Raw genomic sequence first — 22,200 nt, 5'->3', positions numbered from 1 at the left:
CGTGGTTCCGTCGGGATGGATGGCTGAGGATGTGACTGGGGTGCGGTACAGCGGTCCGTCAGCGGCCCGACGAGCGACCGGCCGGGCACTGCTCGGCGTGGCCGCGGCGCTTGCCGTCGTGGCCCCGACCGCGGCAGCCGTGCCGGTCGCCGCGCCCACGAACGGTGGACAGCTCGCCGGCGCGCCGATGGCGTTCGCCCCCGGTGACGCCGTCGCCCGCACCGATCAGGTCCGCGACGAGCAGTGGCAGCTCGACGAGTTGCAGGCCGAGACGGCGTGGCGCAGCTCGACCGGCCGGGGCGTGACAGTGGCGGTGGTCGACTCCGGAGTGGACGGCAACCACCCCGACCTGGTCGGCCAGGTGCTGCCCGGCAAGGACCTGGTTGGCCCGGGTGGTGCGCCGGGCCCGGATCCGGTGGGTCACGGCACCACTGTCGCCGGCCTGATCGCCGGGCGCAACGACGACAAGCGGGGTGTGGTCGGCCTGGCACCGGACGCCCGGATCCTGCCGGTCCGTGTGCTGGACGAGGAGAACCGTTACGACGACGCGCTGATCGTCGCCCAGGGGGTCCGCTGGGCGGTCGACAACGGCGCCCGTGTGATCAACCTGTCGCTGGGCGGCAGCGGCGACAGCCCGGCCCTGGCCGCCGCCCTGGACTACGCGTTCGTGCGGGACGTGGTCGTGGTCGCCTGCACCGGCAACCTGGCCACCTCCACCAGCACAAAGGTCTGGTACCCGGCTCGTGAGCCGGGTGTGATCGCCGTGTCCGGTCTGGAACGCAGCAGCGACAACCTGTGGTCCGGCTCGATCACCGGCCGGGCGACGGTGCTCACCGCTCCCGCCAGCGGGCTGGTCGGCGCCAAGCCGCCCGGCGGGTACTGGCGGGTGCAGGGCACCAGCTTCGCCGCGCCACTGGTGGCGGCGACCGCCGCGCTGGTCCGCTCCCGCTATCCGCAGATGCCCGCGGGTGAGGTGGTCAACCGGTTGTTGGCCACCGCCCGGGACGTGGGCCCGACCGGTCGGGATGACCGCTTCGGGTACGGGGTGGTCGACCCGGTGGCTGCGTTGACCGCTCAGGTGCCACCGGTGACCGCCAACCCGCTGGACGACCAGACGTCGCCGGGCGTGACCGGTTTCGGTCCGGCGCCCGGCTCGGCCGACGACGATCCGGTGGCCGGTGCCGGTAGCGATCCACTCGGTCTCGCCGCATCCGGTCAGCAGAGCCGCTGGACGGCTCGGGCTGCGGGCGGTCAGGACACCTCCGCGCCGGAGCAGCTGTGGTCCACTGTCGTGCTCCTCGTCGCTCTGGTCGGCGGTGCGGCACTGATGGTGCGCCGACTGCGTCAGCGGACCCGTTGATCGCGACCGACCGGCAGGCCTGACCGGCTGCCCGGCCGGGTAGAACGGACCCATGAGTACGCACCGGCCGCCCACTCTCGCCCCCACCGGCCAGCCGTCCTGGCGGCACCGCCGATTCGACAGGGACCATGCGCTGGGTCTGCGGCTCACTCTCGCCGCGACGGCGGCGTTCCTCGTGCTGGTGCCGTTCGCGCTGCTCACACTGCTGGTGCTCGGCGCCTGGGCACCGCTGCACCGGCTGGACACGGCGGTCACCGACGCGCTGCACGGCTACGCCCAGGATCACCCGGCCTGGGTCGTGCTGATGCGGGTCTGGACCGAGGTGTTCGCACCGATGCCACTGCGCGCCGTAGCCCTGCTCCTGGTGGTCTGGCTGCTGCGCCGGGGAGCCCGCCGGCTGGCCCTCTGGGCGGCCACCACCATGGTCGTCGGCGGGTTGATCGGTCCGCTGCTCAAGTTGCTGGTCGGCCGGGACCGGCCGGAGTTGCTGGCCCCGGTGGCCCGGGCCGCCGGCTACTCGTTCCCCTCCGGGCACGCGCTGAACGCCACCCTGGCCGCCGGGGTGCTGCTGCTGGTGCTCCTGCCGTACGCCCGACGGGGGGTGGCGCGGGCCGCGCTCTGGGTGGCGGCGGTCCTGCTCACAGTGGTGACCGGGCTGAGCAGAGTGGCGCTGGGCGTGCACTTCACCAGCGACGTGGTGGGTGGATGGTTGCTCGGTGTGGCTGTGGTCGCGGCTACCACCGCCGCGTTCACCAGTTGGCGGGCACACACCGGTCTTCGGCCGGTTCGGCCGACCCGCGACGGCGTCGCTCCCGAGGTCGAGCGGCAGCCGGGAGCGGCCTGAGGAGTGAGGACGAGGTCGGCCGGGTACTGGCCGACCCATGTCCGAGACCGTGGTCCAGATCGTCCGGCGGGTACTGCTGCCGGTGTCCCTCCTGCTCGGGCTCATGGTGCTGCTCGGGGTACTGGTCACCCGGGTGTTCGCCAGGACCTGGCCGTTCACCGTGGAGGACGCGGTGAACCGGGAGCTGGCCGCCGACCGCACCGGCGACTGGAACAACGTCTCGCTGGTGTTCAGCACGCTGGCCAGCACCCAGATGATCGTCGTGGTCACCGTGCTGGTGGCGTTGGCGCTGCGGCTCTGGCTGAAGCGCTGGCGCGAGCCGCTGTTCCTGTGCGCGGCGGTGACCGCCCAGGCACTGGTGTTCCTGCTGACCACGCTGGCGATCGACCGTCAGCGGCCGGCGGTGGAGCACATGGACGTCTCGCCACCCACATCGAGCTTTCCGTCCGGGCACACCTCGGCGGCGGTGGCGCTCTACGTCGGCATCGCCGTGCTGCTGGCGCTGCGGGCACGGAGCACCGGCGCGAAGGTCGCCTGGTGGACGCTGCTGCTGATGGTGCCGCTGGGCGTGGCGATGACCCGGATGTACCGGGGAATGCACCACCCGAGCGACGTGGTGGCGTCCTTCCTCAACGGCGGCACGTGCGTCGCGATCATGGCCCGTGCCGTGCTGGACCGGGGGCTGCGGTGGGGGCGGGCGAAGCTACCGACCGTCGGGCGCCGCGCCCTGCCGGCTCGGAGCTGAGCTGGCCCCCCGGCCACGCTCAGGTGCACTCGCCGGTGGCGACCTGCCGGTTGCGTTCCGCACCGGCCAACGCCACCGGGCGGGCCTCGGCCGCCGTGACGGCGAAGCCGGTGTTCGGGTCGTCGGACGCCGCCGCGAAGATCACGCCGAGCACCAGGCCGTTGGCGGAGAGCAGCGGACCGCCCGAGTTGCCGCTGCGCACCAGCGCCCGGATGGTATAGATCTCCCGGGTCACCTCGCTGGACGAGTAGATGTCCGGGCCCTTGATCCGGTCGACGTCCCGGACCCGCGCCGACTGCGCGTTGTACGGGCCGTCGAGCGGGAAGCCGAGCACGATGGCGTCGGAGCCGCTGCCCGCGTTGCCGGCGGCGAACCGCAGGGACGGCCCGGGCAGCCCGGGCACGAGCAGCACCGCCAGATCCCGGTTCGGGTCGTAGACCACCACCTTGCCGTCGTACCGCTCGCCGCCCAACTCCACGGCGACCGAGCGGGTGCCGGCCACGACGTGCGCGTTGGTCATCACCCGGTCGTCCGCGTAAACGAAGCCGGAACCCTCGATCCGGCGTGAGCAGCTGGGCGCGGAGCCGAGCACCTTGACGACCGACTGCTGGCCGCTGACCACCACCTGCGAACCGGCCAGTGCCGGGTCCGGCGGGTCGACCTGCCGGGCCCGGGTGGGCGCGAGGTCACCGAAGACGTCCGGGAACCCGTCGGTGTCGACGGTGTCCTCCAGCGCCGTGGACAGCTGCTGGGCCTGCTCCGGCAGGACCTGGTTGACCACCGTGATCAACGCGCTGTTGCGGACCGAGGCGGCGAGCCAGGGCACCGAGGACGAGCCGAGCGGCACCGCGACCAGCCAGGCGAGCAGGAGCACCGCGAACAGCGAGACGAGCGCCCCACCGACGTCGTCGGCCCGTTTACCCACGTCGCTGGTGATCGTCTTGCGCAGGTGCGAGCCGAGCCAACCGGCGAGGGCCTGCCCGACCACCGCCAGCCCGAAGATGGCCACCAGCGAGATCAGCACACGAGTGCCGGCGTCCACGAACTGTCTGGCGAACAGCGGCCCGAGCTGGAGACCCAACAGCAGACCCAGGAAGAAGCCGGACAACGACGTGACGCCGATGACGAAACCCTGGCGGTATCCGCTGATCGCGAACACGAGCATGAGCAGCAGCAGGACGAGATCCACGACGGACACGGGTCAAGCGTACGGGCAGTGTGCCCACCGGATGACCATCGCTTGCGGATGGTGACCGTGCGGTCAGCGCAGGGCGTTCTCGTCAGCGTCGTCGGTGCCGGCGGACGGGGCCGGTGTCGCCCCGGTCGGCGGAAGCTCCACCACCCGCCCGCGCGACCACGGACGGGCCCAGCCGCCCATCTCGAGCAGGGTGGCGAGCACCCCGGCGGTGAAGCCCCAGACGAGCATCCCGCGCGCCGAGAACGCCGGCCCGATCCAGCCGCTCGGGTGCCGGACCCGCAGTCGGTTGGCCGGATCGACCAGCTCGCTGACCGGCAGGCGGGCGACGTGTGCCACCTCGGCCGGCTCCCGTGGGTGCACCGGGTGCGGGTCGTGCCACCAGGCCAGCACCGGCGTGACCACGAAGTCGCTGACCGGGATCCACAGTTTCGGCAGCTCGGCCAGCACTGTCACGCTGGCCGGGTCGAGGCCCACCTCCTCGTTCGCCTCGCGCAGGGCTGTGGCGCGGACGTCGGCGTCCTCCGGGTCGGCCGCACCCCCGGGAAAGGCGGGCTGGCCGGCGTGGTTGCGCAGGGTGGCGGCGCGTTGCAGGACCAGCACGTCGGGACCCGCGCCGGGCTGCTCGCCGAGCAGCACCAGCACGGCGCTCTCCCGACCGCCCTCGGCGGGCGTGGTCAGCCGGGTGAAGTCCTCGGCGCGGGCGGTGCCCAGCCGGGTCAGCAACGGCTCGATCCACTCGGGGGGCCGACGGGTCACGCCGGCACCGCCAGGCCGAGGTGCTGGTGGACCAGCTTGGCGAGCTTGGTGTCGTCGAGAGCGCCGCTGGCGTCGATGTGCCGGACCTGACCGTCGGCGTCGACGAAGAGGGTCAGCGGAATGGCGTTGCGCTTCAGCTCGCGCTGTAGCGCCTCGCCCTGGTCCACCAGGATCGGGAACCGGACGCCGAAGTCCTCACCGATGGACTGGGCGCCGCCCCGGCTGTCCCGACTGTTGACCCCGACCACCTGGAGCTGACCGGCGGCCCGTTCGCTGAGGCGTTGGAAGGCGGGCAGCTCCTTGCGGCACGGCGGGCACCAGGAAGCCCACACGTTGATCACCGCCGGCCCGGCCACCTCCCGCAGCACGACGGGGGCACCGCCGGTGAAGCAGGAGAGCGTCAACTCGGGCAGCGCCGACCCGCCAGCGGCGCGGGCCGTCGGGCCATTGGGGGCCGTCGTGCCGGGCGAGGCGGGGGTAGCCGTTGCGGGGGTCGCCGGGCCGGAGCCGGGCGACGTGGCCGTGGGCGCCGTGCTCAGCGTGGCGCAGTCCCGGAACGGGGATGGTCGTTCAGCGGCGGCCTGCCGGGGGGCTGGCTCGTCGTCGGCCGTGCCGCTGGTGCAACCGGTGACGGCCAGCAGCAGCGGCAGGACGGCAAGGGCGAGGCGTCGGCGGTTCACGGCACCTCCGCCGTGATCGCCTGCGCCGGCACCAACTCCGGGTCGACCCCGGCAGCTACCGCGAGGTCGCGCGCCCGAGGGCCCTTGAGCAGCTTGGCGGCGGCCGCCGGCTCGGTCGGGCCGGTGCCGTACGAAGGGCAGAGCTTCGCGAGCGTGCAGGCGCCGCAGGCCGGCTTGCGCGCGTGGCAGACCCGTCGCCCGTGGAAGATGATCCGGTGCGAGAGCATGGTCCAGTCGCGCTTGTCGTACAGCGCGCCGATCGCGTGCTCGATCTTGACCGGGTCGGTCTCGGTGGTCAGCCGCCACCGGTGGACCAGCCGCTGGAAGTGCGTGTCGACGGTGATGCCCGGAACGTCGAAGGCGTTGCCCAGGATCACGTTGGCGGTCTTGCGGCCGATGCCGGGGAGCGTCACCAGGTCGACGAGCCGGCCCGGGACCGCGCCGTCGTACCGGTCGAGGAGGGCCTGACCGAGCTTGAGCAGTGAGTCGGTCTTGTTGCGGTAGAAGCCGGTGGGCCGGATCAGCTCCTCCATCTCGCCCCGGTCGGCGCCGGCGTACGCGGCAGCGCTCGGGTAGCGGGCGAAGAGCTTCGGGGTGACCTCGTTGACCTTCTTGTCCGTGCACTGCGCGGACAAGATCGTGGCGACGGCCAACTCCAGAGCATTGGAGTGGTCCAGCTCACAATGCGCGTCGGGATGCGTCTCGGCCAGCACCCGGCCGATCTTGCGGGCACGGCGTTTGCGCCCGAGATCGGTCTCGCTGGCACCGGGAGGGCTACTGGTCACGACGGTCAGCCTACGTCGCACCCCGGACGCTCCTCGTCGGGTCAGCCGCCGGTCGGCGCCGAGATCTTCCCCTGCCCGTCGAGGCGAGCGCCGCCTTTCGGGAAGTCGGCGCGGCTCAACTCGGTGACCAGGCCCAGGCCCCGGTCGTCCGGGTCCATCGTCGGCTTGCCGGCGGAGTTCATGTACGTGGAGGTGAACGAGCCGCCGGCCCAACTGCCGTCCGGCTTGAGCGACACCTTCAGTACTCCGCCCCAGCCGAGGCGGCCGTCGTTGCTCAGCGAGTTGCCGCCGCCGGCAAAGTTGCCCAGGCTGTACGCGATCAGGCGCCCCTGGTAGAACTCCATCCCGCGCAGCACGTGCGGGCCGTGCCCGACGATCAGGTCGGCGCCAGCGTCGATCATGGCGTGCGAGAACTTCACCGGGTCGCCCCGGTTCTCGCCCAGGAACATCTCCGTGCCGGGCTTCACCCGGGTCTTGTCGACGCCCTCGCCACCCATGTGCACCTGCACCACGACCAGGTCGGCCATGGTGGCGGCCTTGGCGACCACCGCCTTCGCCTTGTCGATGTCGACGAGGCTGTTGGACCAGACGTACGACGAGAAGCCCGCGACGGCGACCTTGACGCCCTTGACGTCGACCACGGTGATCTCGTTCGGCGCGCCGGTGTGCTCCAGGTCGTACTTCTTCAGCGCCTTCTGAGTGTTCTCGTAGCCCTTGGGCCCGTAGTCGTAGCCATGGTTGTTGGCCTGGTTGAGCACGTCGAAGCCGGCGTCGCGCAGGTGCGCGGCGTACTCCGGCGGGGCGCGGAACTGGAAGCAGCGGGTGGAGTTCGCCCCGCACTTGCCGGTGCCGGTGTCGACAGTCAGCGGCTCCTCAAGGTTGCCCATCACCAGGTCAGCCTTGAGCGCCTCGGTGACCGAGTTGAAGAAGCCCTTACCGCCGGCGGCGGGCAGCCGACTGGGCGCGTTGCCCATGATGATGTCGCCGGTGGCGGAGAGCGAGATCGCGCCACCCTGACCGGACGATGCGGGCCCGGTGGCCTTCGGGCCGGTCGTGGAGACCGGCGCGCCGGTGCCACCACCTCCCGCGCCCGGCTGCCAGACGGGTGCCTCACCACCGGGGTCAGCACAGCCGGCCACGAGGAGGGCGGCCAGCAGCGCGGCGAGGCCGAGGGCGACGCGGCGACGCGGGCGGGACGCGAGAGGGGCGGGAGCGTACATCGCCCGCGACCCTACCGGTCGTTAAACGCGCCGACGACAGCCGATCGGTTGGACTTTGCGCCCCTGAGCTGCTCGGACCACGGCACGACCGGCCGGGAACCCCCGGCGAGCACCGCCGCGTGCACCGCTCGGGCGAGCGGGGCACCCCAGGTGGAGCGCGGCCCGCCGTACGCGGCCTCCGGCCCGTCCACCGGGCAGAGCACGGTGACCGCGTCGGTGGGCGTACCGGTCCCCGGCATCCCCAGCTCGGTGATCGCCTGGGTCTTCGCCTCGGTGGCGGTGGCCACCGCATTCACCAGTGCCGAGTCGGCGAGGCGGGCCGGCACGTACACCACGATGTTGACAGTGCCGACGTGTGGGGCCAGCGCGGCCGGCGTCGGCGCGGCCGCGGGCACCGGCGTGCCGAGCCCGACCGTCGCCCAGGCCCGCACCCCGGCGTCGGTTCGCGCGACCACCTCGGTCACATCGACGCCGGTCAGCAGACCAACCCCGGGCCCGTCGAGGGCCAGCTCGGCGGCCATTGAGGCCAGGTGCGCCGCGGGGTCATCCCGGTCGTACGACATCGGTACGGTCGCGTTCAACACCCACCGCCGGACCCCGATGCCACCGCCCAGCGGGGCACTGCTGACCGCCCGTAGGGGCACGTCCGCGCGCCAGACGAGCAGCGGGACGTGGCGCCCGTCCTCGGCGCGGCTGGTCAGAGTCGGCTCGCTCAGCACGTCGGGCAGGTTACGCCCACCGATCAAGATTCCAGGGGCGACCTCTGATTCATGCTCACGTGCGCCTAGACTTGGCGGCGCGCGAGGGGATCAGCGGACGGCGGCCCCGGCCGACGGACGGCACGCGCAACCGGAGGTGCGCAATGGACGAGGTACTGGCCCGCAGCGGGATCTTCCAGGGTGTTGACCCGGAAGCTGCCGAGGCGCTTGCCAAGGAGATGGAGACGATCGAGGTCCGCAAGGGCGAGATCGTCTTCAATGAGGGCGAGCCCGGTGACAGCCTCTACATCCTGCTGTCCGGGAAGATCAAGGTTGGTCGCCGCGCAGCGGACGGCCGGCAGAACCTCATCGCGGTGATGGGGCCGTCGGACATGGTCGGTGAGCTGTCGCTCTTCGACCCGGGTCCGCGTACGGCGACCGCCACCGCGGTGACCGACACCCGGCTGGTGCGGCTGCGTAAGCAGGCGCTGCGGCCGTGGCTCAACAACCGCCCGGAGATCGCCGAGCAGCTGCTCCGGGTGCTCGCCCGGCGGCTGCGCCGGACCAACGACTCGCTCGCCGACCTGATCTTCACGGACGTGCCGGGCCGGGTCGCCAAGAACCTGCTCCAGATGGCGGGCCGCTTCGGCACCCGCGACGGCGGCGTTCTGCGGGTGACCCACGACCTCACCCAGGAGGAGATCGCCCAGCTCGTCGGCGCCTCGCGGGAGACCGTCAACAAGGCGCTCGCCGACTTCGCCTCGCGCGGCTGGCTGCGGTTGGACGGCAAGAGCATCATCATCCTGGACCCGGAGCGCCTGGCCCGTCGCGCCCGCGTCTGAGCAGCACCCGACGTCCCCGCCTGCCGTCACCGACGGTAGGCGGGGACGTTTGCCGTCTGCCTGACGCAGAATCGCTGGCCTGGAGGCGATGCCAGCGGTGAGGGTGGGGCCCATGGTGAACCGAGTTGCGGTGCTCTCCGACATCCATGGCGTCCTGCCGGCGCTGGAGGCCGTACTGGCCGAGCCGGACGTCGCCGCCGCCGATCTGATCGTGCTCACCGGCGACATCGCCGCCGGCCCGCAACCGGTCGAGGTGCTGGATGTGCTCGCCGGCCTGGGCGACCGGGTGTGCTGGGTCGGCGGCAACGCCGACCGCGAGCTGGTCGAGGCCCGAGCCGGCCGCCCGGCGTCGATCGAGGTGTCGAACTGGGCCGCCGGGCAGCTGCGCGACGACCAGGTGGCCCGGCTCTCCGCGCTGCCGGCGACGGCGACGTTGGAGATCGACGGCCTCGGGCCGACGCTGTTCTGCCACGCCACGCCCCGCGATGACGAGGAGGTCGTGCTCGTCGACTCCCGGATGGCGCGCTGGGCGGAGGTGTTCGACGGTCTGTCCGCCGAGATCACCACGGTGGTCTGCGGCCACACGCACATGCCCTTCACCCGGCTGGTCGACCGGCGTCTGGTGGTCAACCCGGGCAGCATCGGCATGCCGTACGGGGGGGCGGGCGCGTGGTGGGCGCTGCTCGGGCCGGGCGTCCAACTGCGCCGCACCGCCTTCGACGTGGACCTGGCCTGCGCCCGCGTGGCGGCGGAGTCGACCTTCCCCGACGCCGCCGCCTGGGCGGACGAGTACCTGCGCTCCCAGCACAGCGATGCCGACGCGCTGACCGCCTTCGGCCCCCGCGACGGCCGCTGAGCCAGCACTGAGCCGGCAGCCGGACGGTAGGCGGCGGGCGGCGGGCAGGCGGCAGGCAGGCGGGCCGCGGCAGGCGGCGGGCAGGCGCACGGGCGGGCGGCGGGCGCATGGCGGGGCGCACGGGCGGGCGGCGGGCGCATGGCGGGGCGCACGGGCGCACGGCGGGCGCATGGCGGGGCGCACGGGCGCACGGCGGGCGCACGGCGGGCGCATGGCGGGCGGGCGCACGGCGGGCGCATGGCGCACGGGCGCACGGCGGGCGCATGGCGCACGGGCGCACGGGCGCACGGGCGGGCGGGCGCACGGGCGGGCGGGCGCACGGGCGGGCGGGCGCACGGGCGGGCGGGCGCACGGGCGGGCGGGCGGTGGGCGGCGGGATACCTGGCAGGGAGCCTTTGGAGCTGAATCGTTTGCGGCATCAGCCGTAGATGATCGGCAGGCAGATCCTCGGACGAGCTCGACGGGCGCGGTCGACCCGGCTTGGTCGACGGCGATTCGTTTGTGACATCAGCTCCATAGCGAGACCAGCCACCCAGGCTCACCTCCCGCGCCGCCCACCGCAGAGCCCACCCGGGTGTCGCGCGCGAGCTCAGAAAAAGTCAGTCTTGACTGTTTGTTTCGTAGGCACCAGGCTGTCTCCGTGCCCACCGCATCGACGCGTGTACCTCAGCAGGAACGCAGCCGCGCCACCCAGGCCCGGCTGCTGGAGGCGACCGTCGACTGCCTGATCGAGCACGGCTGGTCCGGCACCACGACCACAGTGGTCGCGGCGCGGGCCGGTGTGTCGCGTGGGGCGCAGCTGCACCACTACCCGACGAAGGCGGCGCTGGTGACGGCCGCCGTGGCCCATCTGGCCGAGCGCCGGGCCGACGAGCTGCGCACCGAGGCCGACGCGCTGCCGGCTGGCCCGCAGCGGTTGGACCGGGTCGTCGACCTGCTCGCCGTGGCGTTTACCGGGCCGCTGTTCGTGGCGGCGCTTGAGCTCTGGGTCGCCGCTCGCACCGATCGGGAGCTGCGCGACGCCCTGGTGCCGCTGGAGGCGACGGTCGGGCGGGAGATGCACCGGCTCACCGTCGCCCTGCTCGGTGTCGACGAGCGTCGACCCGGTGTCCGCGAAGCGGTGCAGGCCACGCTCGACCTGCTCCGTGGGCTCGGGGTGGCCAACCTCCTCAGCGATGACTCCGCCCGCCGGGCCGCCCTGTTGACCACCTGGAAGCGCCAGCTCGCCACCCTGCTCACGCCCTGACCGCCGGCCGCACCGGCCACCACCGACCGGAGGCACCATGGTCGACCTCAGCGACCTGCTCACGGACCTGGCCGACGAGTCCGCCCAACTGGACGCCCTGGTGGCGCCCCTGCCCGTGGCCGAGTGGGCGAGGCCGACCCCCGCGCCGGGCTGGAGCATCGGGCATCAGATCGCCCACCTCGCCTGGACCGACCACGTCGCGCTGTTGGCCGCGACCGATCCCGAGGCGTTCTACGCGACGGTCACCGCCGCGCCGGACGTGACCCGACTCGTCGACGTCGGCGCCGAGGAATTCCTCGCCCCGCCGGCCGAACTGCTCGCCCGCTGGCGGGCCGGGCGCACAGCGCTCGTCGACGCACTGGCCGCCGTTCCGGCCGGCGGCAAACTGCCCTGGTACGGCACCCGAATGTCGGCCACCTCGATGGCCACCGCCCGGATGATGGAGACCTGGGCGCACGGCGCGGACGTGGCCGACGCCCTCGACGTGGTCCGACCCGACAGCGACCGACTCCGGCACGTTGCGCACCTGGGCGTTCGTACCCTCGGGCACGGCTTCGCCGCGCACGGCCGGGAGGCACCGACGGCGCCGGTCCGGGTCGAGCTGGTCGGGCCCAGCGGGGAGGCCTGGAGCTGGGGTCCGGCGGACGCCGCCGACCGCGTCACCGGCCCGGCTCGGGACTTCTGCCTGCTGGTCACCCAGCGCCGACACCGCGCGGACCTCGCTCTGGTCGCCACCGGGCCGGTCGCCGACGAGTGGCTCGACGTGGCGCAGGCCTTCGCCGGGCCGCCGGGTGACGGCCGGCAGCCGGCCGGCGGGATCGGGGTACGGGCATGATCCGCATCGGAAACGCCTCCGGCTTCTACGGCGACCGGTTCACCGCCTGGCGGGAGATGCTCGACGGCGGTGAGCTGGATGTGCTGACCGGCGACTACCTCGCTGAGTTGACCATGCTGATCCTTGCCCGGGATCGCCTGCGCGACCCCGACCTGGGCTACGCGAAGACGTTCCTGCGGCAACTGGAGACCTGCCTCGGCACCGCACTCGACCGAGGGGTGCGGATCGTGACCAACGCCGGCGGGTTGAACCCGGCCGGCCTGGCCGCCGCCATCGAGAAGCTCGCCGACCGGCTCGGCCTGCCGACGCAGGTCGGGTACGTCGAGGGCGACACGATCCAGCGACCGAACGCGTTGAGCGCGAACGCCTACCTCGGCGCGTTCGGGATCGCCGCCTGCCTCGACGCCGGCGCGCACGTGGTGGTCACCGGCCGGGTCACCGACGCGTCGCTGGTGGTCGGCCCGGCCATCGCCCGGTACGGGTGGGGCCGCGACGACCTCGACGAGCTGGCCGGGGCCACCGTGGCGGGGCACCTCGTCGAGTGCGGTGCGCAGGTCACCGGCGGCAACTTCAGCTTCTTCACCGAACTGCCCGACGGCGGTCACCGGCCCGGGTTCCCGATCGTCGAGGTGCACCCCGACGGCTCCTCGGTGGTCACCAAGCATCCGGGTACCGGCGGCGCGGTCACCATGGAGACGGTCACCGCCCAACTGCTCTACGAGATCGGTGGACCGTCGTACCTCGGGCCGGACGTGGTGACCCGACTGGACACGGTGACGCTGCACCCCGATGGGCCGGACCGGGTCCGGGTCTCCGGCGTACGGGGCACGCCACCACCGCCCACGCTCAAGGTGGGCGTCAACAACCTCGGCGGCTTCCGCAACTCGATGACGTTCGTCCTCTGCGGGCTGGACATCGAGGCGAAGGCAGCACTGGTCCGGGGGCAGGTCGAGGAGGCGGTGGGCAAGGACGGGCTGGAGTTCACGCTGGCCCGGACCGACCACCCGGACGCCGCCGACACCGAGGCGGCCAGCGCCCTGCTGCACGTACACCTGCGCGACGGCGACAAGGCGCGGGCCGGGCGGGCGTTCTCGGCCGCCGCGGTGGAGTTGGCCCTGGCCTCGTACCCGGGCTGCACGCTGACCACAGTGCCCGGTGACGCGACACCGTACGGCGTCTTCACCGCCGACGCGGTGCCGCAGGACGCGGTGGCGCACGTCGCGGTGCTACCCGGTGGCGAGCGCGTGCCGATCGCCCCGCCGATCCGCACCGCCCCCACCTCGCAGGACGAGTCGGCCCCGGGTGGCGACGCGGCGGTCAACGGCCCGACCCGACGCGGGGCGCTCGGCGAGGTGGTCGGCGCACGCTCCGGGGACAAGGGCGGGGACGCCAACCTCGGTGTCTGGGCGCGGTCCGACGCCGGGTACGCGTGGCTGCGGACATGGTTGACCGTCGAACGGCTGGCCGAGCTGGTGCCGGAGACCGCGCCGCTGTCGGTGCGGCGCTACGAGTTGTCGAACCTGCGCGCTGTCAACTTCGTGATCGAGGGCCTGCTCGGCGCCGGGGTGGCCGCGTCCACCCGGTTCGACCCGCAGGCCAAGGCGCTCGGCGAGCTGCTGCGCGCCCGGATCGTCGACCTGCCTGCCGACCTACCGACGGGGGCATCCCGATGAGCATCGTGGACACCCCGGAGCGCCGGCAACTCCGCGAGCTGACCCGGGCGTTCGTGACCCGGGAGGTGTTGCCGCACCTGGACGACTGGGAGCGGGCCGGTGAGGTGCCCCGGGCGCTGCACGCGACCGCCGCGAAGCTCGGCCTGCTCGGCATCGGCTTCCCGGAGTCGGTCGGTGGCAGCGGCGGTGACCTGCTGGACTCGATCATCGTGACCGAGGAGCTGATCCGCTCCGGCGGCTCGTCCGGGCTGGTGGCGGCCCTGTTCACGCACGGGATCGCGTTGCCGCACATGGTCGCGGCGGCCGGTGCCCGCACCGGTGGCTCGCTGGGCGGTCGACTCGGTGGCGTCTCGTCCCCGGGCGACGACAGTCTGATCGAGCGGTACGTGCGGCCCACGCTGTCCGGCACGATGATCGGCGCGCTGGCCATCACCGAGCCGGACGGCGGTTCGGACGTGGCCGGCATCCGCACGACCGCCCGCCGCGACGGCGACCACTACGTGGTGAACGGGTCGAAGACGTACATCACCAGCGGGCACCGGGCCGACTTCGTGACCACGGCGGTGTGTACCGACTTCCCCGGCAGCGGTGAACTCACCCTGCTGGTCATCGACAAGGGGTCGCCCGGGTTCACAGTGGGACGCCGGTTGGAGAAGCTGGGCTGGCACTGCTCGGACACCGCCGAACTGTCCTTCGCGGACGTGCGTGTGCCGGTCGCCAACCGGATCGGCGCGGAGAACACCGGCTTCCTGGCGATCATGCAGCACTTCGCGGCGGAACGGCTGTCGCTGGCGACCCAGGCGTACGCGACAGCGCAGCGCTGCGTCGAGTTGGCGGTGCGCTGGTGTCGGGACCGGGAGACCTTCGGTCGTCCGCTGGCCAGCCGGCAGCTGATCCGGCACCGGCTGGCCGAGATGCACACCCGGGCCGAGGCGGCCCGGTCGTACGTGCACGCAGTGGCGGGTCGGGTCGCGGCTGGCGAGCCGGTGGTGACCGAGGTGGCGATGGCGAAGAACGTGGCGGTGGCCGCCTGCGACCACGTCGTCGACCAGGCGTTGCAGCTGCACGGCGGGTTCGGCTACCTGCGCGACGCCGAGGTGGAGCGGCACTACCGCGACGCGCGGATCCTCGGCATCGGCGGCGGCACCACCGAGATCATGAACGAAATCATCGCGAAAGGCATGGGCCTGTGACCACTCTGGACAGCGCGATCGACCCGTCCGCGCCCTCGTACCTGGCGAACCGGGCGGCGTTGCTGGAGCGGTTGACCGAGTTGGACGCCGCGCTGGAACAGGCGCGGGCAGGTGGTGGCGAGAAGTACGTGACCCGGCACCACGCCCGCGGCAAGCTGCTCCCCCGGGAGCGAATCGAGCTGCTGGTGGACGCCGACAGCCCGTTCCTGGAGTTGTCGCCGGTCGCCGCGTACGGCTCGGACTTCCCGGTCGGGGCCAGCGTGGTCACCGGCATCGGGGTGGTCGAGGGCGTGGAGTGCCTGATCGTCGCGAACGACCCGACGGTACGCGGCGGCGCGGTGAACCCGTGGTCGCTGGCGAAGACCCGGCGGGCCGGCGAGATCGCCCTGGCCAACCGGCTGCCCATGGTCAATCTGGTGGAGTCGGCCGGGGCGGACCTGCCCACCCAGGCGGAGATCTTCATTCCCGGTGGTCGGGTGTTCCGTGACCTCACCCGGCTCTCGGCGGCCGGCATCCCCACTGTCAGCGTGGTCTTCGGCAACGCCACGGCCGGTGGCGCGTACGTGCCGGGGATGTCCGACCACGTGATCATGATTCGGGACCGGTCACAGGTCTACCTGGCCGGTCCGCCGCTGGTGAAGATGGCGACCGGCGAGGTCACCGACGACGAGTCGCTGGGTGGCGCGGCGATGCACGCTGGCACGTCCGGGCTTGCCGACTACCTGGCCGCCGACGAGCGGGACGGCATCCGGCTGGCCCGGCAGTGCGTCCGCCGGTTGAACTGGCGCAAGCAGGGCCCGTCGCCGCGTACGGCGGTGCCGCAGCCGCCGAAGTACGACCCGGAGGAGCTGCTCGGCATCACCAGCGCCGACCTGAAGGTGCCGTTCGACCCTCGGGAGGTGCTGGCCCGGATCCTGGACGGCAGCGACTTCGACGAGTTCAAGCCGGCGTACGGGGACGCGCTGGTCACCGGTTGGGGCGAGTTGCACGGGTATCCGGTGGGGGTGCTGGCGAACGCCCGAGGGGTGCTGTTCAGCGCGGAAGCGCAGAAGGCGGCCCAGTTCATCCAGCTCGCGAACGCCTCGGACACCCCGTTGATCTTCTTGCAGAACACCACCGGCTACATGGTGGGCACCGAGTACGAGCAGCGCGGCATCATCAAGCACGGCGCCCTGATGATCAACGCGGTGTCGAACTCGACGGTGCCGCACCTGACGGTGAACCTGGGCGCCTCCTACGGCGCCGGCAACTACGGCATGTGCGGCCGGGCGTACGAGCCGAGGTTCCTGTTCACCTGGCCGAACGCCAAGTCGGCGGTGATGGGCCCGGCTCAGCTCGCGGGGGTGCTGTCGATCGTGGCCCGGCAGGCGGCTGCCGCACGGGGGCGCGACTACGACGAGGACTCCGACGCGGCGATGCGTTTGATGGTCGAGCAGCAGATCGAGTCGCAGTCCGGCGCTCTCTTCCTCTCCGGCCGGCTCTACGACGACGGGGTGATCGACCCCCGGGACACTCGGACCGTCCTCGGGCTCTGCCTCTCGGCGATCCACAACGGACCGGTGAAGGGCGCCGACGGTTTCGGCGTCTTCCGGATGTAGACCGTGAGCGCGAGGAACGCAGCGGAGCGGAGTCCCGCAGTCGCGAACGAAAGGCAGGCTCAGGGCACCATGATCAACAGACTGCTTGTGGCCAACCGGGGCGAGATCGCCCGCCGGGTCTTCGCCACCTGCCGCGCGATGGGCGTGGAGACGGTCGCCGTGCACTCGGACGCGGACGCCGACGCGCCGTTCGTGGCCGAGGCCGACCAGGCCGTACGCCTGCCGGGGAGTTCGCCGGCCGAGACGTACCTACGGGTCGACCTGATCCTGGACGCGGCCCGGCGCAGCGGCGCGGACGCCGTCCACCCCGGCTACGGGTTCCTCGCCGAGAACGCCGAGTTCGCGGCGGCGGTGACCGACGCCGGTCTGACCTGGGTCGGCCCGCCGGCCAAGGTGATCGCCGCGATGGGCGACAAACTGGCGGCGAAGGCGCTGCTCGCCGAGGCGGGCGTACCGATGCTGCCGAGTTGGACCGACACCGACGAGATCGCGGACTTTCCGGTGCTGGTGAAGGCGTCCGCCGGCGGTGGTGGCCGGGGCATGCGGATCGTCCGGACCGCCGACGAACTGGCCGAGGCCGTCGCCTCCGCGCGCCGCGAGGCGGCCGCCGCGTTCGGCGACGGCACTGTCTTCATCGAGCGGTACGTCGAACGCGGCCGGCACGTCGAGGTGCAGATCTTCGGTGACGCCCACGGTCGGGTGGTCGCCCTCGGTGACCGGGAGTGCTCGATCCAGCGCAGGCACCAGAAGATCGTCGAGGAGGCGCCGGCGGTCGTTCCGGAGCGGGTGCGGACGGCGTTGCACGAGGCGGCGGTGGCGGCCGGACGCGCTGTCGACTACCTGGGCGCGGGCACCGTGGAGTTCCTGCTCGCCCCGGGCGGTGAGTTCTTCTTCCTGGAGATGAACACCCGCCTTCAGGTGGAGCATCCGGTCACCGAGTTGTGCACGGGGCTGGACCTGGTGGGGTTGCAAATGCTCGTCGCCGAGGGTGAGCCGCTGCCGGCGGCCCTGCCGGCGAGCACCGGGCACGCGGTCGAGGTACGCCTCTGCGCCGAGGACGCGGCGGCGGGTTGGCGACCGGCCACCGGGACCCTGCACCGGTTCGGCGTCGGCGCGGTGGCGGCCGAGTTCGGTGGGCTGGCCGGGCCGGGTCTGCGGCTCGACTCCGGTGTGGTGGCCGGTTCGGTGGTCGGGGTGCACTACGACTCGATGCTCGCGAAGCTGATCGCCTGGGGTCGTAACCGCGCGGAGGCGACCCGACTGCTGGCCAGCGCGCTGGCCCGGGCCGAGTTGCACGGGGTTACCACCAACCGGGACCTGCTGGTCCGGGTGCTGCGCAGCCCCGCGTTCGCCGCCGTGGAGATCGACACGGGTTTCCTGGACCGGCATCCGGAGGTCTTCGCCCCGCTGCTCCCCGCCGACCGGCTGCCGATCACCGCCCTCGCCGCTGCACTGGCAGCGGCCGCCCAACGGCGGGCGACCGCACCGGTGCTCCCCGGGCTCCCCTCCGGTTGGCGCAACGTGCCCGCCGTTCCCCAGACCACCCGCTTCGTCGGGCCGGACGGCGACGAGATCGAGATCCGCTACCGGTTGGACCGGACCGGCCGGCTCGCCGACTGGTCCAGCACGTCGGCGGCCGAGGAGTCCGCCGAGCGGCCGACGGCACCCACAGTGGCGCTGGTAGAGGCCACCCCGGACCGGGTGGTGCTCGACGTCGACGGGGTTCGGCGCGCGTACCGCGTACACCGGGTGGGGCCGGCTGTCTTCGTGGACGGCCCGGACGGGGCGGCGAGCCTGGCCGAGCTGCCGCGTCTCCCGCTGCCCACCGCGGCGGTGGCGGCCGGGTCGCTGCTCGCGCCGCTGCCCGGCGTGGTGACCCGGGTGCACGTCCAGGTCGGCCAGCGGGTCTCGGCCGGCGATCCGCTGCTCACGCTGGAAGCGATGAAGCTGGAACATCCCGTGCTCGCCCCGATCGACGGCGTGGTCGCCGAGCTGCCGGTGCCGACCGGCGGTCAGGTGCAGACGGGCGCCGTGTTGGCCGTTGTCGACGAAAAGGACCCCCGATGACCTTCGACCTCACCCCCGAGCAGGACCAGCTGCGCGACGCCGTGCGGGCGCTCGGCCGCCGGTACGGCCACTCCTACTTCGTCGAGAAGGCGAGGGCCGGTGAACACACCACCGAACTGTGGGCGGAGGCCGGACGGCTCGGCTACCTGGGGGTCAACATCCCCACCGAGTACGGCGGCGGGGGCGGTGGCATCACCGAGCTGGCCATCGTCTGCGAGGAGTTGGCGGCGGCGGGTTGCCCGCTGCTGCTGCTTGTGGTCTCCCCTGCCATCGCGGCGACGGTGCTCAGTCGGCACGGCACCGAGGAACAGCGCAAGCGGCACCTGCCGGGCCTCGCCGACGGCTCCCAGAAGATCGTTTTCGCGATCACCGAGCCGGAGGCCGGTTCCAACTTCCACCGACTCGGCACTGTGGCCCGCCGTGACGGCGACGGCTGGCTGCTGAACGGCCGCAAGTGCTACATCTCCGGTGTCGACGAGGCCGGTCACGTGCTGGTCGTGGCCCGTGTTGCCGTCGATGACGGCCCAGCCGGTTCAGCGGATGCGTCTCCGCAGAAGCTCAAGCCGGCGCTGTTCCTGGTGCCGACCGACGCGGCCGGACTGACCCGGTCCAAGTTGGACATGGAGATCGTGTCCCCGGAGAACCAGTTCCTGCTCTACCTGGACGACGTGCGGGTGCCCGCCGACGCGCTGCTCGGTGAGTCGCTGGACGCCGGGCTGCCGGCGCTCTTCGCCGGGCTCAACCCGGAGCGGATCACGGTGGCCGCGATGGGCGCCGGCACCGGCCGGTACGCCATCGAGCGGGCCAGTGAGTACACCGCCACCCGCAAGGTCTGGGGTGGTCGGAGCATCGGCTCCCACCAGGGGGTGTCGCACCCGCTGGCCCACGCGGCGGTGCAGGTGGAACTGGCCCGCCTCATGATCCAGAAGGCGGCCACTCTGTACGACGCCGGCCGCGACCTGGAGGCCGGGGTGTCCGGCAACATGGCCAAGTACGCGGCCGGGGAGGCCGCCGCGCTCGCCGTGGACACCGCCGTGCAGGTGCTCGGTGGGGCCGGCATGACCACCGAGTACGGGGTGGCGACCCTGCTCGGCGCCGTCCGGGCCGGCCGGATCGCCCCGGTCAGCCGCGAGATGATCCTGAACTTCGTGGCCCAGCACGTCCTCGGCCAGGACAAGTCGTACTGACGTCGCCGCGCCTCGCGCGAGCGTGGCGTGGCCGTGACCATGGCCGTGGCGGGTGCTGCATGATCGACTCGGTTTTCCTGAACTCGCGGTGTCCAAGCGTCGGTGATGCCCCGACTTCCTGAAAGCCGAGTCGATCACGCACGGGCCGACGCCGGTGGGGACGTCAGGCTGGGGTACGGCAGGCGGCGTCGATGCGGTGGACCGGGCGGACGCGACGGCCCATGCCCTCCAGCAGCGAATCCTCGACGTGGAAGTCGTGGATGCGCAGTTGGTGACGGGGCAGTTCCTCCTCGCTCGGGCAGAGCACCTGGGCGCGGACCAGACCGACCGGGACGTACCGGACGCCGCCCCGTTCCTGAAGGATCACCATGTTGACGTCGTCGGTGGTGACCACGTGCCCGCGTACGTCCTCGGTGGGCCCACTCTCCGGGCCCACTGTGGTGACGGTCAGCGGCAACACCGGTGTGGTGATCACCGGCACCGCGGCCCAGATCAGGGTGGCCAGCACCGCCACCTCGGTCACCGACGCCAGCGGCCGGATCACCATGCCCGGCAGCGGCCCCGCGACGAAGAGCGCCAGCAGCGGGGGCACCACGATGAGCGCCAGCACCAGCCACTCGTCGCCCTGCCGCATCGCGTCACGCAACGTCGGCAGCATCAGCCAGCCGTACCCGGCGAGCAGCGCGACGATCAGCAGCAGCCGAGGCACCACCCGCTCGTGCAGCCGCGCCGGGCGCAGTTGGAACGCGGCCACGAACGCCGGCAACAGCAACGGCAGATAGAGCAACGGCCAGGTGATCAGGGCGAGCAGGAAGCTGGCCAGCACCACCCAGGCCGGGGTGATGTCGGCCCAGCGGGCGAAGAGCGGGCGGCGGCGGGTGCCCGGCGGAAGTCGATCCGCGCTGACGGCCAGTACCGCGCCGAGCGCGAAGACGGCGACCAGCCCGGTGGAGAGCAGCCGGGCCGCCGTGGTCAGGAAACCGGCGAGCAGGTTGACCGGCCCGACGTTGGCCACCAGCAGCAGCGTGGTCTGGAGCTCCCCGCCGGCCTCCACGCCGAGGCGGAGGACCGAGAAGATCGCCGGTACGCCCACCACTGCCGTCCAGAACGACTGGCTGGCGCGGGCGCGCCGCTCCGCCGGATCCCACCGGACCCGGCCCGACTCAACCGCGGCGACGACCGGCTCGGCCCGTTCGGCGACCGGCACTCCGGCCGGCCAGGCAACGTCAGCTCCTGCGCCAGCCGCTGGACGATCGACGGCCGGCGGCGCTGCTGCCGTACCATCGATCGCCGGCCCGGCGTCGCCGCCGGGCACTGACGTCCGAGGCGGCGGGACCGGCCCGTCGCCGCTGGTGGCGGTCGGTGCCGCGCTCACTTCGCGGGCGCCTTGTCGTCGAAGTCGACAAGCTTCGGCACCTCCAGCGGCTGTGGCTGGCGCTTCTCGGCCTTCAGCCAGGGGCCCAGGGTCCGGTTGTACGCGGTCTGCCAGGGGCTGGCATCTCCGTCGCGGCCCTGCTCGTAGCTCTTCTGCAGGAAGAACGCGACCAGGTCGCGCAGCGCGGGATCACCGATCGGCACGCCGATGCCCAGCAACTCGCTGGTGCCGAACGGCATGTCCACGATCTCGAACTCCTTGGGGAAGCTGGCCAGGAAACCGGCGAGGATCGACTCGTCGGAGCTGACCGCGTCGTACCGGCCCTTCCGGATGCCGTCGACGCAGTCGCCGACGTCCTTGACCACGAACGTCTTGACCTGGTGCTTCTCCAACTCGGCCTCGGTGGTGGAGCCGCCGCTGGTGCAGACCTTGTACGCCGGGTCGCGCAGATCCTCGATGGTGCGGATCTTGTCCTTGAGTCGAATCGGCACCATCACCTCCTGCGTGGTGACGAAGTACGGCCCGGCGAAGCTGACCAGTTGCTTACGGTCTTCAGTCATGGAGAAGCTGGACACCACCAGGTCGACGGTGCCGCCCTGCAGCGACGGGATGCGGTCCTCGGTGGCGACCGACACGAACTCCAGCCGCTGATCCCCCTCATAGCCGAGGGAGGCCGCGACGTACCGGGCGATCTCGACGTCGAACCCGACGTGCTGGCCGTTTCGCAACTCACCCATCAGCGGCTCGTTGGTGGCGACACCGATGCGGAGCTTCGACTGACCGTAGATGTGCGTCTCGCGCATCTTCTCCTGTACGGAGGACAGGTCCGGTTCCTTCCGGCTGTCGCAACCGGCCGCGGCGGCGAGCACGAGAGTGAGAGCGACCGCCAGCGTCGACGCGATCGAGCGGAGCCGGGACTGCGAACTGCCTGAGTTCATGGGCGACCTCGCTACCGGAAGGGCCTGCGGAACACCGAGAGTAGCCGTTCTTGTCCAATCCGTGTGGGCGCGGTGGACCCTGTCGAGTGGACGGCTCGGATCGA

General features: G+C 72.4%; 20 protein-coding genes. 12 read left to right on the top strand and 8 right to left on the bottom strand.

What is annotated here, in order from left to right:
- Nucleotides 1–19 precede the first annotated feature (19 nt).
- From mycP to FB453_RS11500, 3 genes are read left to right on the top strand one after another with little or no spacing between them, the layout of a single operon-like run.
- Nucleotides 20–1,360 carry a type VII secretion-associated serine protease mycosin gene (mycP, locus tag FB453_RS11510; RefSeq protein WP_145789759.1) on the top strand — a complete coding sequence of 447 codons (1,341 nt, stop codon included), beginning with the start codon at nucleotides 20–22 and terminating at the stop codon, nucleotides 1,358–1,360.
- A gap of 52 nt (nucleotides 1,361–1,412) precedes the next feature.
- Complete coding sequence (locus FB453_RS11505) at nucleotides 1,413–2,204, top strand: phosphatase PAP2 family protein (RefSeq protein ID WP_145789757.1); 792 nt, start codon at nucleotides 1,413–1,415, stop codon at nucleotides 2,202–2,204.
- Nucleotides 2,205–2,241: 37 nt separating this feature from the next.
- Nucleotides 2,242–2,949 carry a phosphatase PAP2 family protein gene (locus FB453_RS11500; protein WP_145789754.1) on the top strand — a complete coding sequence of 236 codons (708 nt, stop codon included), beginning with the start codon at nucleotides 2,242–2,244 and terminating at the stop codon, nucleotides 2,947–2,949.
- A gap of 19 nt (nucleotides 2,950–2,968) precedes the next feature.
- Here FB453_RS11500 and FB453_RS11495 read toward each other — a convergent pair whose 3' ends face one another.
- The 6 genes from FB453_RS11495 to FB453_RS11470 all read right to left on the bottom strand — a co-directional run bounded on the left by FB453_RS11495 (nucleotide 2,969) and on the right by FB453_RS11470 (nucleotide 8,307).
- The gene (locus FB453_RS11495) at nucleotides 2,969–4,147 is read right to left on the bottom strand and encodes a MarP family serine protease (protein ID WP_091403296.1); all 1,179 of its coding nucleotides are present in this window, start codon (nucleotides 4,145–4,147) and stop codon (nucleotides 2,969–2,971) included.
- 63 nt (nucleotides 4,148–4,210) lie between these two features.
- The gene (locus FB453_RS11490) at nucleotides 4,211–4,903 is read right to left on the bottom strand and encodes an NUDIX hydrolase (RefSeq protein ID WP_091403299.1); all 693 of its coding nucleotides are present in this window, start codon (nucleotides 4,901–4,903) and stop codon (nucleotides 4,211–4,213) included.
- On the bottom strand, nucleotides 4,900–5,583 hold the full coding sequence (locus FB453_RS11485) for a TlpA disulfide reductase family protein (protein WP_145789752.1): 684 nt from the start codon (nucleotides 5,581–5,583) through the stop codon (nucleotides 4,900–4,902). The genes FB453_RS11490 and FB453_RS11485 overlap by 4 nt, the downstream gene beginning before the upstream one ends.
- On the bottom strand, nucleotides 5,580–6,368 hold the full coding sequence (gene nth / locus FB453_RS11480; RefSeq protein WP_145789750.1) for an endonuclease III: 789 nt from the start codon (nucleotides 6,366–6,368) through the stop codon (nucleotides 5,580–5,582). Before nth ends, FB453_RS11485 begins: the two co-directional genes overlap by 4 nt.
- Before the next feature lie 41 nt (nucleotides 6,369–6,409).
- Nucleotides 6,410–7,588, bottom strand: coding sequence for a CapA family protein (locus tag FB453_RS11475; protein ID WP_112699843.1), 1,179 nt, complete (start codon nucleotides 7,586–7,588; stop codon nucleotides 6,410–6,412).
- Nucleotides 7,589–7,599: 11 nt separating this feature from the next.
- Nucleotides 7,600–8,307 (bottom strand): adenosylcobinamide amidohydrolase, encoded by a 708-nt coding sequence (locus FB453_RS11470; protein WP_145789747.1) that lies wholly within the window; start codon nucleotides 8,305–8,307, stop codon nucleotides 7,600–7,602.
- A gap of 143 nt (nucleotides 8,308–8,450) precedes the next feature.
- Between FB453_RS11470 and FB453_RS11465 the strand changes: the two genes are divergently transcribed.
- From FB453_RS11465 to FB453_RS11420, 9 genes are all read left to right on the top strand, one after another.
- Nucleotides 8,451–9,128 carry a Crp/Fnr family transcriptional regulator gene (locus tag FB453_RS11465; RefSeq protein WP_007466162.1) on the top strand — a complete coding sequence of 226 codons (678 nt, stop codon included), beginning with the start codon at nucleotides 8,451–8,453 and terminating at the stop codon, nucleotides 9,126–9,128.
- Between the two features lie 112 nt (nucleotides 9,129–9,240).
- Nucleotides 9,241–9,984: a metallophosphoesterase family protein gene (locus tag FB453_RS11460; protein ID WP_145789745.1), complete on the top strand. Its 744-nt coding sequence runs from the start codon at nucleotides 9,241–9,243 to the stop codon at nucleotides 9,982–9,984.
- A 640-nt stretch (nucleotides 9,985–10,624) separates the two neighbouring features.
- Nucleotides 10,625–11,230: a TetR/AcrR family transcriptional regulator gene (locus tag FB453_RS11450; RefSeq protein WP_145789741.1), complete on the top strand. Its 606-nt coding sequence runs from the start codon at nucleotides 10,625–10,627 to the stop codon at nucleotides 11,228–11,230.
- A gap of 37 nt (nucleotides 11,231–11,267) precedes the next feature.
- Entirely contained in the window at nucleotides 11,268–12,065 is a 798-nt protein-coding gene (locus FB453_RS11445) for a TIGR03084 family metal-binding protein (RefSeq protein WP_145789739.1), read from the top strand.
- Complete coding sequence (locus FB453_RS11440) at nucleotides 12,062–13,738, top strand: acyclic terpene utilization AtuA family protein (protein WP_145789737.1); 1,677 nt, start codon at nucleotides 12,062–12,064, stop codon at nucleotides 13,736–13,738. Before FB453_RS11445 ends, FB453_RS11440 begins: the two co-directional genes overlap by 4 nt.
- Nucleotides 13,735–14,931, top strand: a complete 1,197-nt coding sequence (locus FB453_RS11435) for an acyl-CoA dehydrogenase family protein (protein WP_091403323.1) — start codon at nucleotides 13,735–13,737, stop codon at nucleotides 14,929–14,931. Before FB453_RS11440 ends, FB453_RS11435 begins: the two co-directional genes overlap by 4 nt.
- Entirely contained in the window at nucleotides 14,928–16,529 is a 1,602-nt protein-coding gene (locus FB453_RS11430) for a carboxyl transferase domain-containing protein (protein WP_145789735.1), read from the top strand. The genes FB453_RS11435 and FB453_RS11430 overlap by 4 nt, the downstream gene beginning before the upstream one ends.
- Nucleotides 16,530–16,598: 69 nt before the next feature.
- On the top strand, nucleotides 16,599–18,596 hold the full coding sequence (locus tag FB453_RS11425; protein ID WP_145789733.1) for an ATP-binding protein: 1,998 nt from the start codon (nucleotides 16,599–16,601) through the stop codon (nucleotides 18,594–18,596).
- Complete coding sequence (locus FB453_RS11420; protein ID WP_112588533.1) at nucleotides 18,593–19,783, top strand: acyl-CoA dehydrogenase family protein; 1,191 nt, start codon at nucleotides 18,593–18,595, stop codon at nucleotides 19,781–19,783. Before FB453_RS11425 ends, FB453_RS11420 begins: the two co-directional genes overlap by 4 nt.
- A gap of 163 nt (nucleotides 19,784–19,946) precedes the next feature.
- Here the strand turns inward: FB453_RS11420 and FB453_RS11415 are convergent, their stop codons facing one another.
- Complete coding sequence (locus FB453_RS11415; protein WP_145789730.1) at nucleotides 19,947–21,158, bottom strand: flagellar biosynthesis protein FlhF; 1,212 nt, start codon at nucleotides 21,156–21,158, stop codon at nucleotides 19,947–19,949.
- Nucleotides 21,155–22,096, bottom strand: a complete 942-nt coding sequence (locus FB453_RS11410; protein WP_145789728.1) for a transporter substrate-binding domain-containing protein — start codon at nucleotides 22,094–22,096, stop codon at nucleotides 21,155–21,157. Before FB453_RS11410 ends, FB453_RS11415 begins: the two co-directional genes overlap by 4 nt.
- Between the last annotated feature and the right edge of the window lie 104 nt (nucleotides 22,097–22,200).

The sequence above is a fragment of the Micromonospora sp. CNZ322 genome, from assembly GCF_007827755.1.
This window is presented reverse-complemented; position numbering and strand designations above follow the sequence as displayed.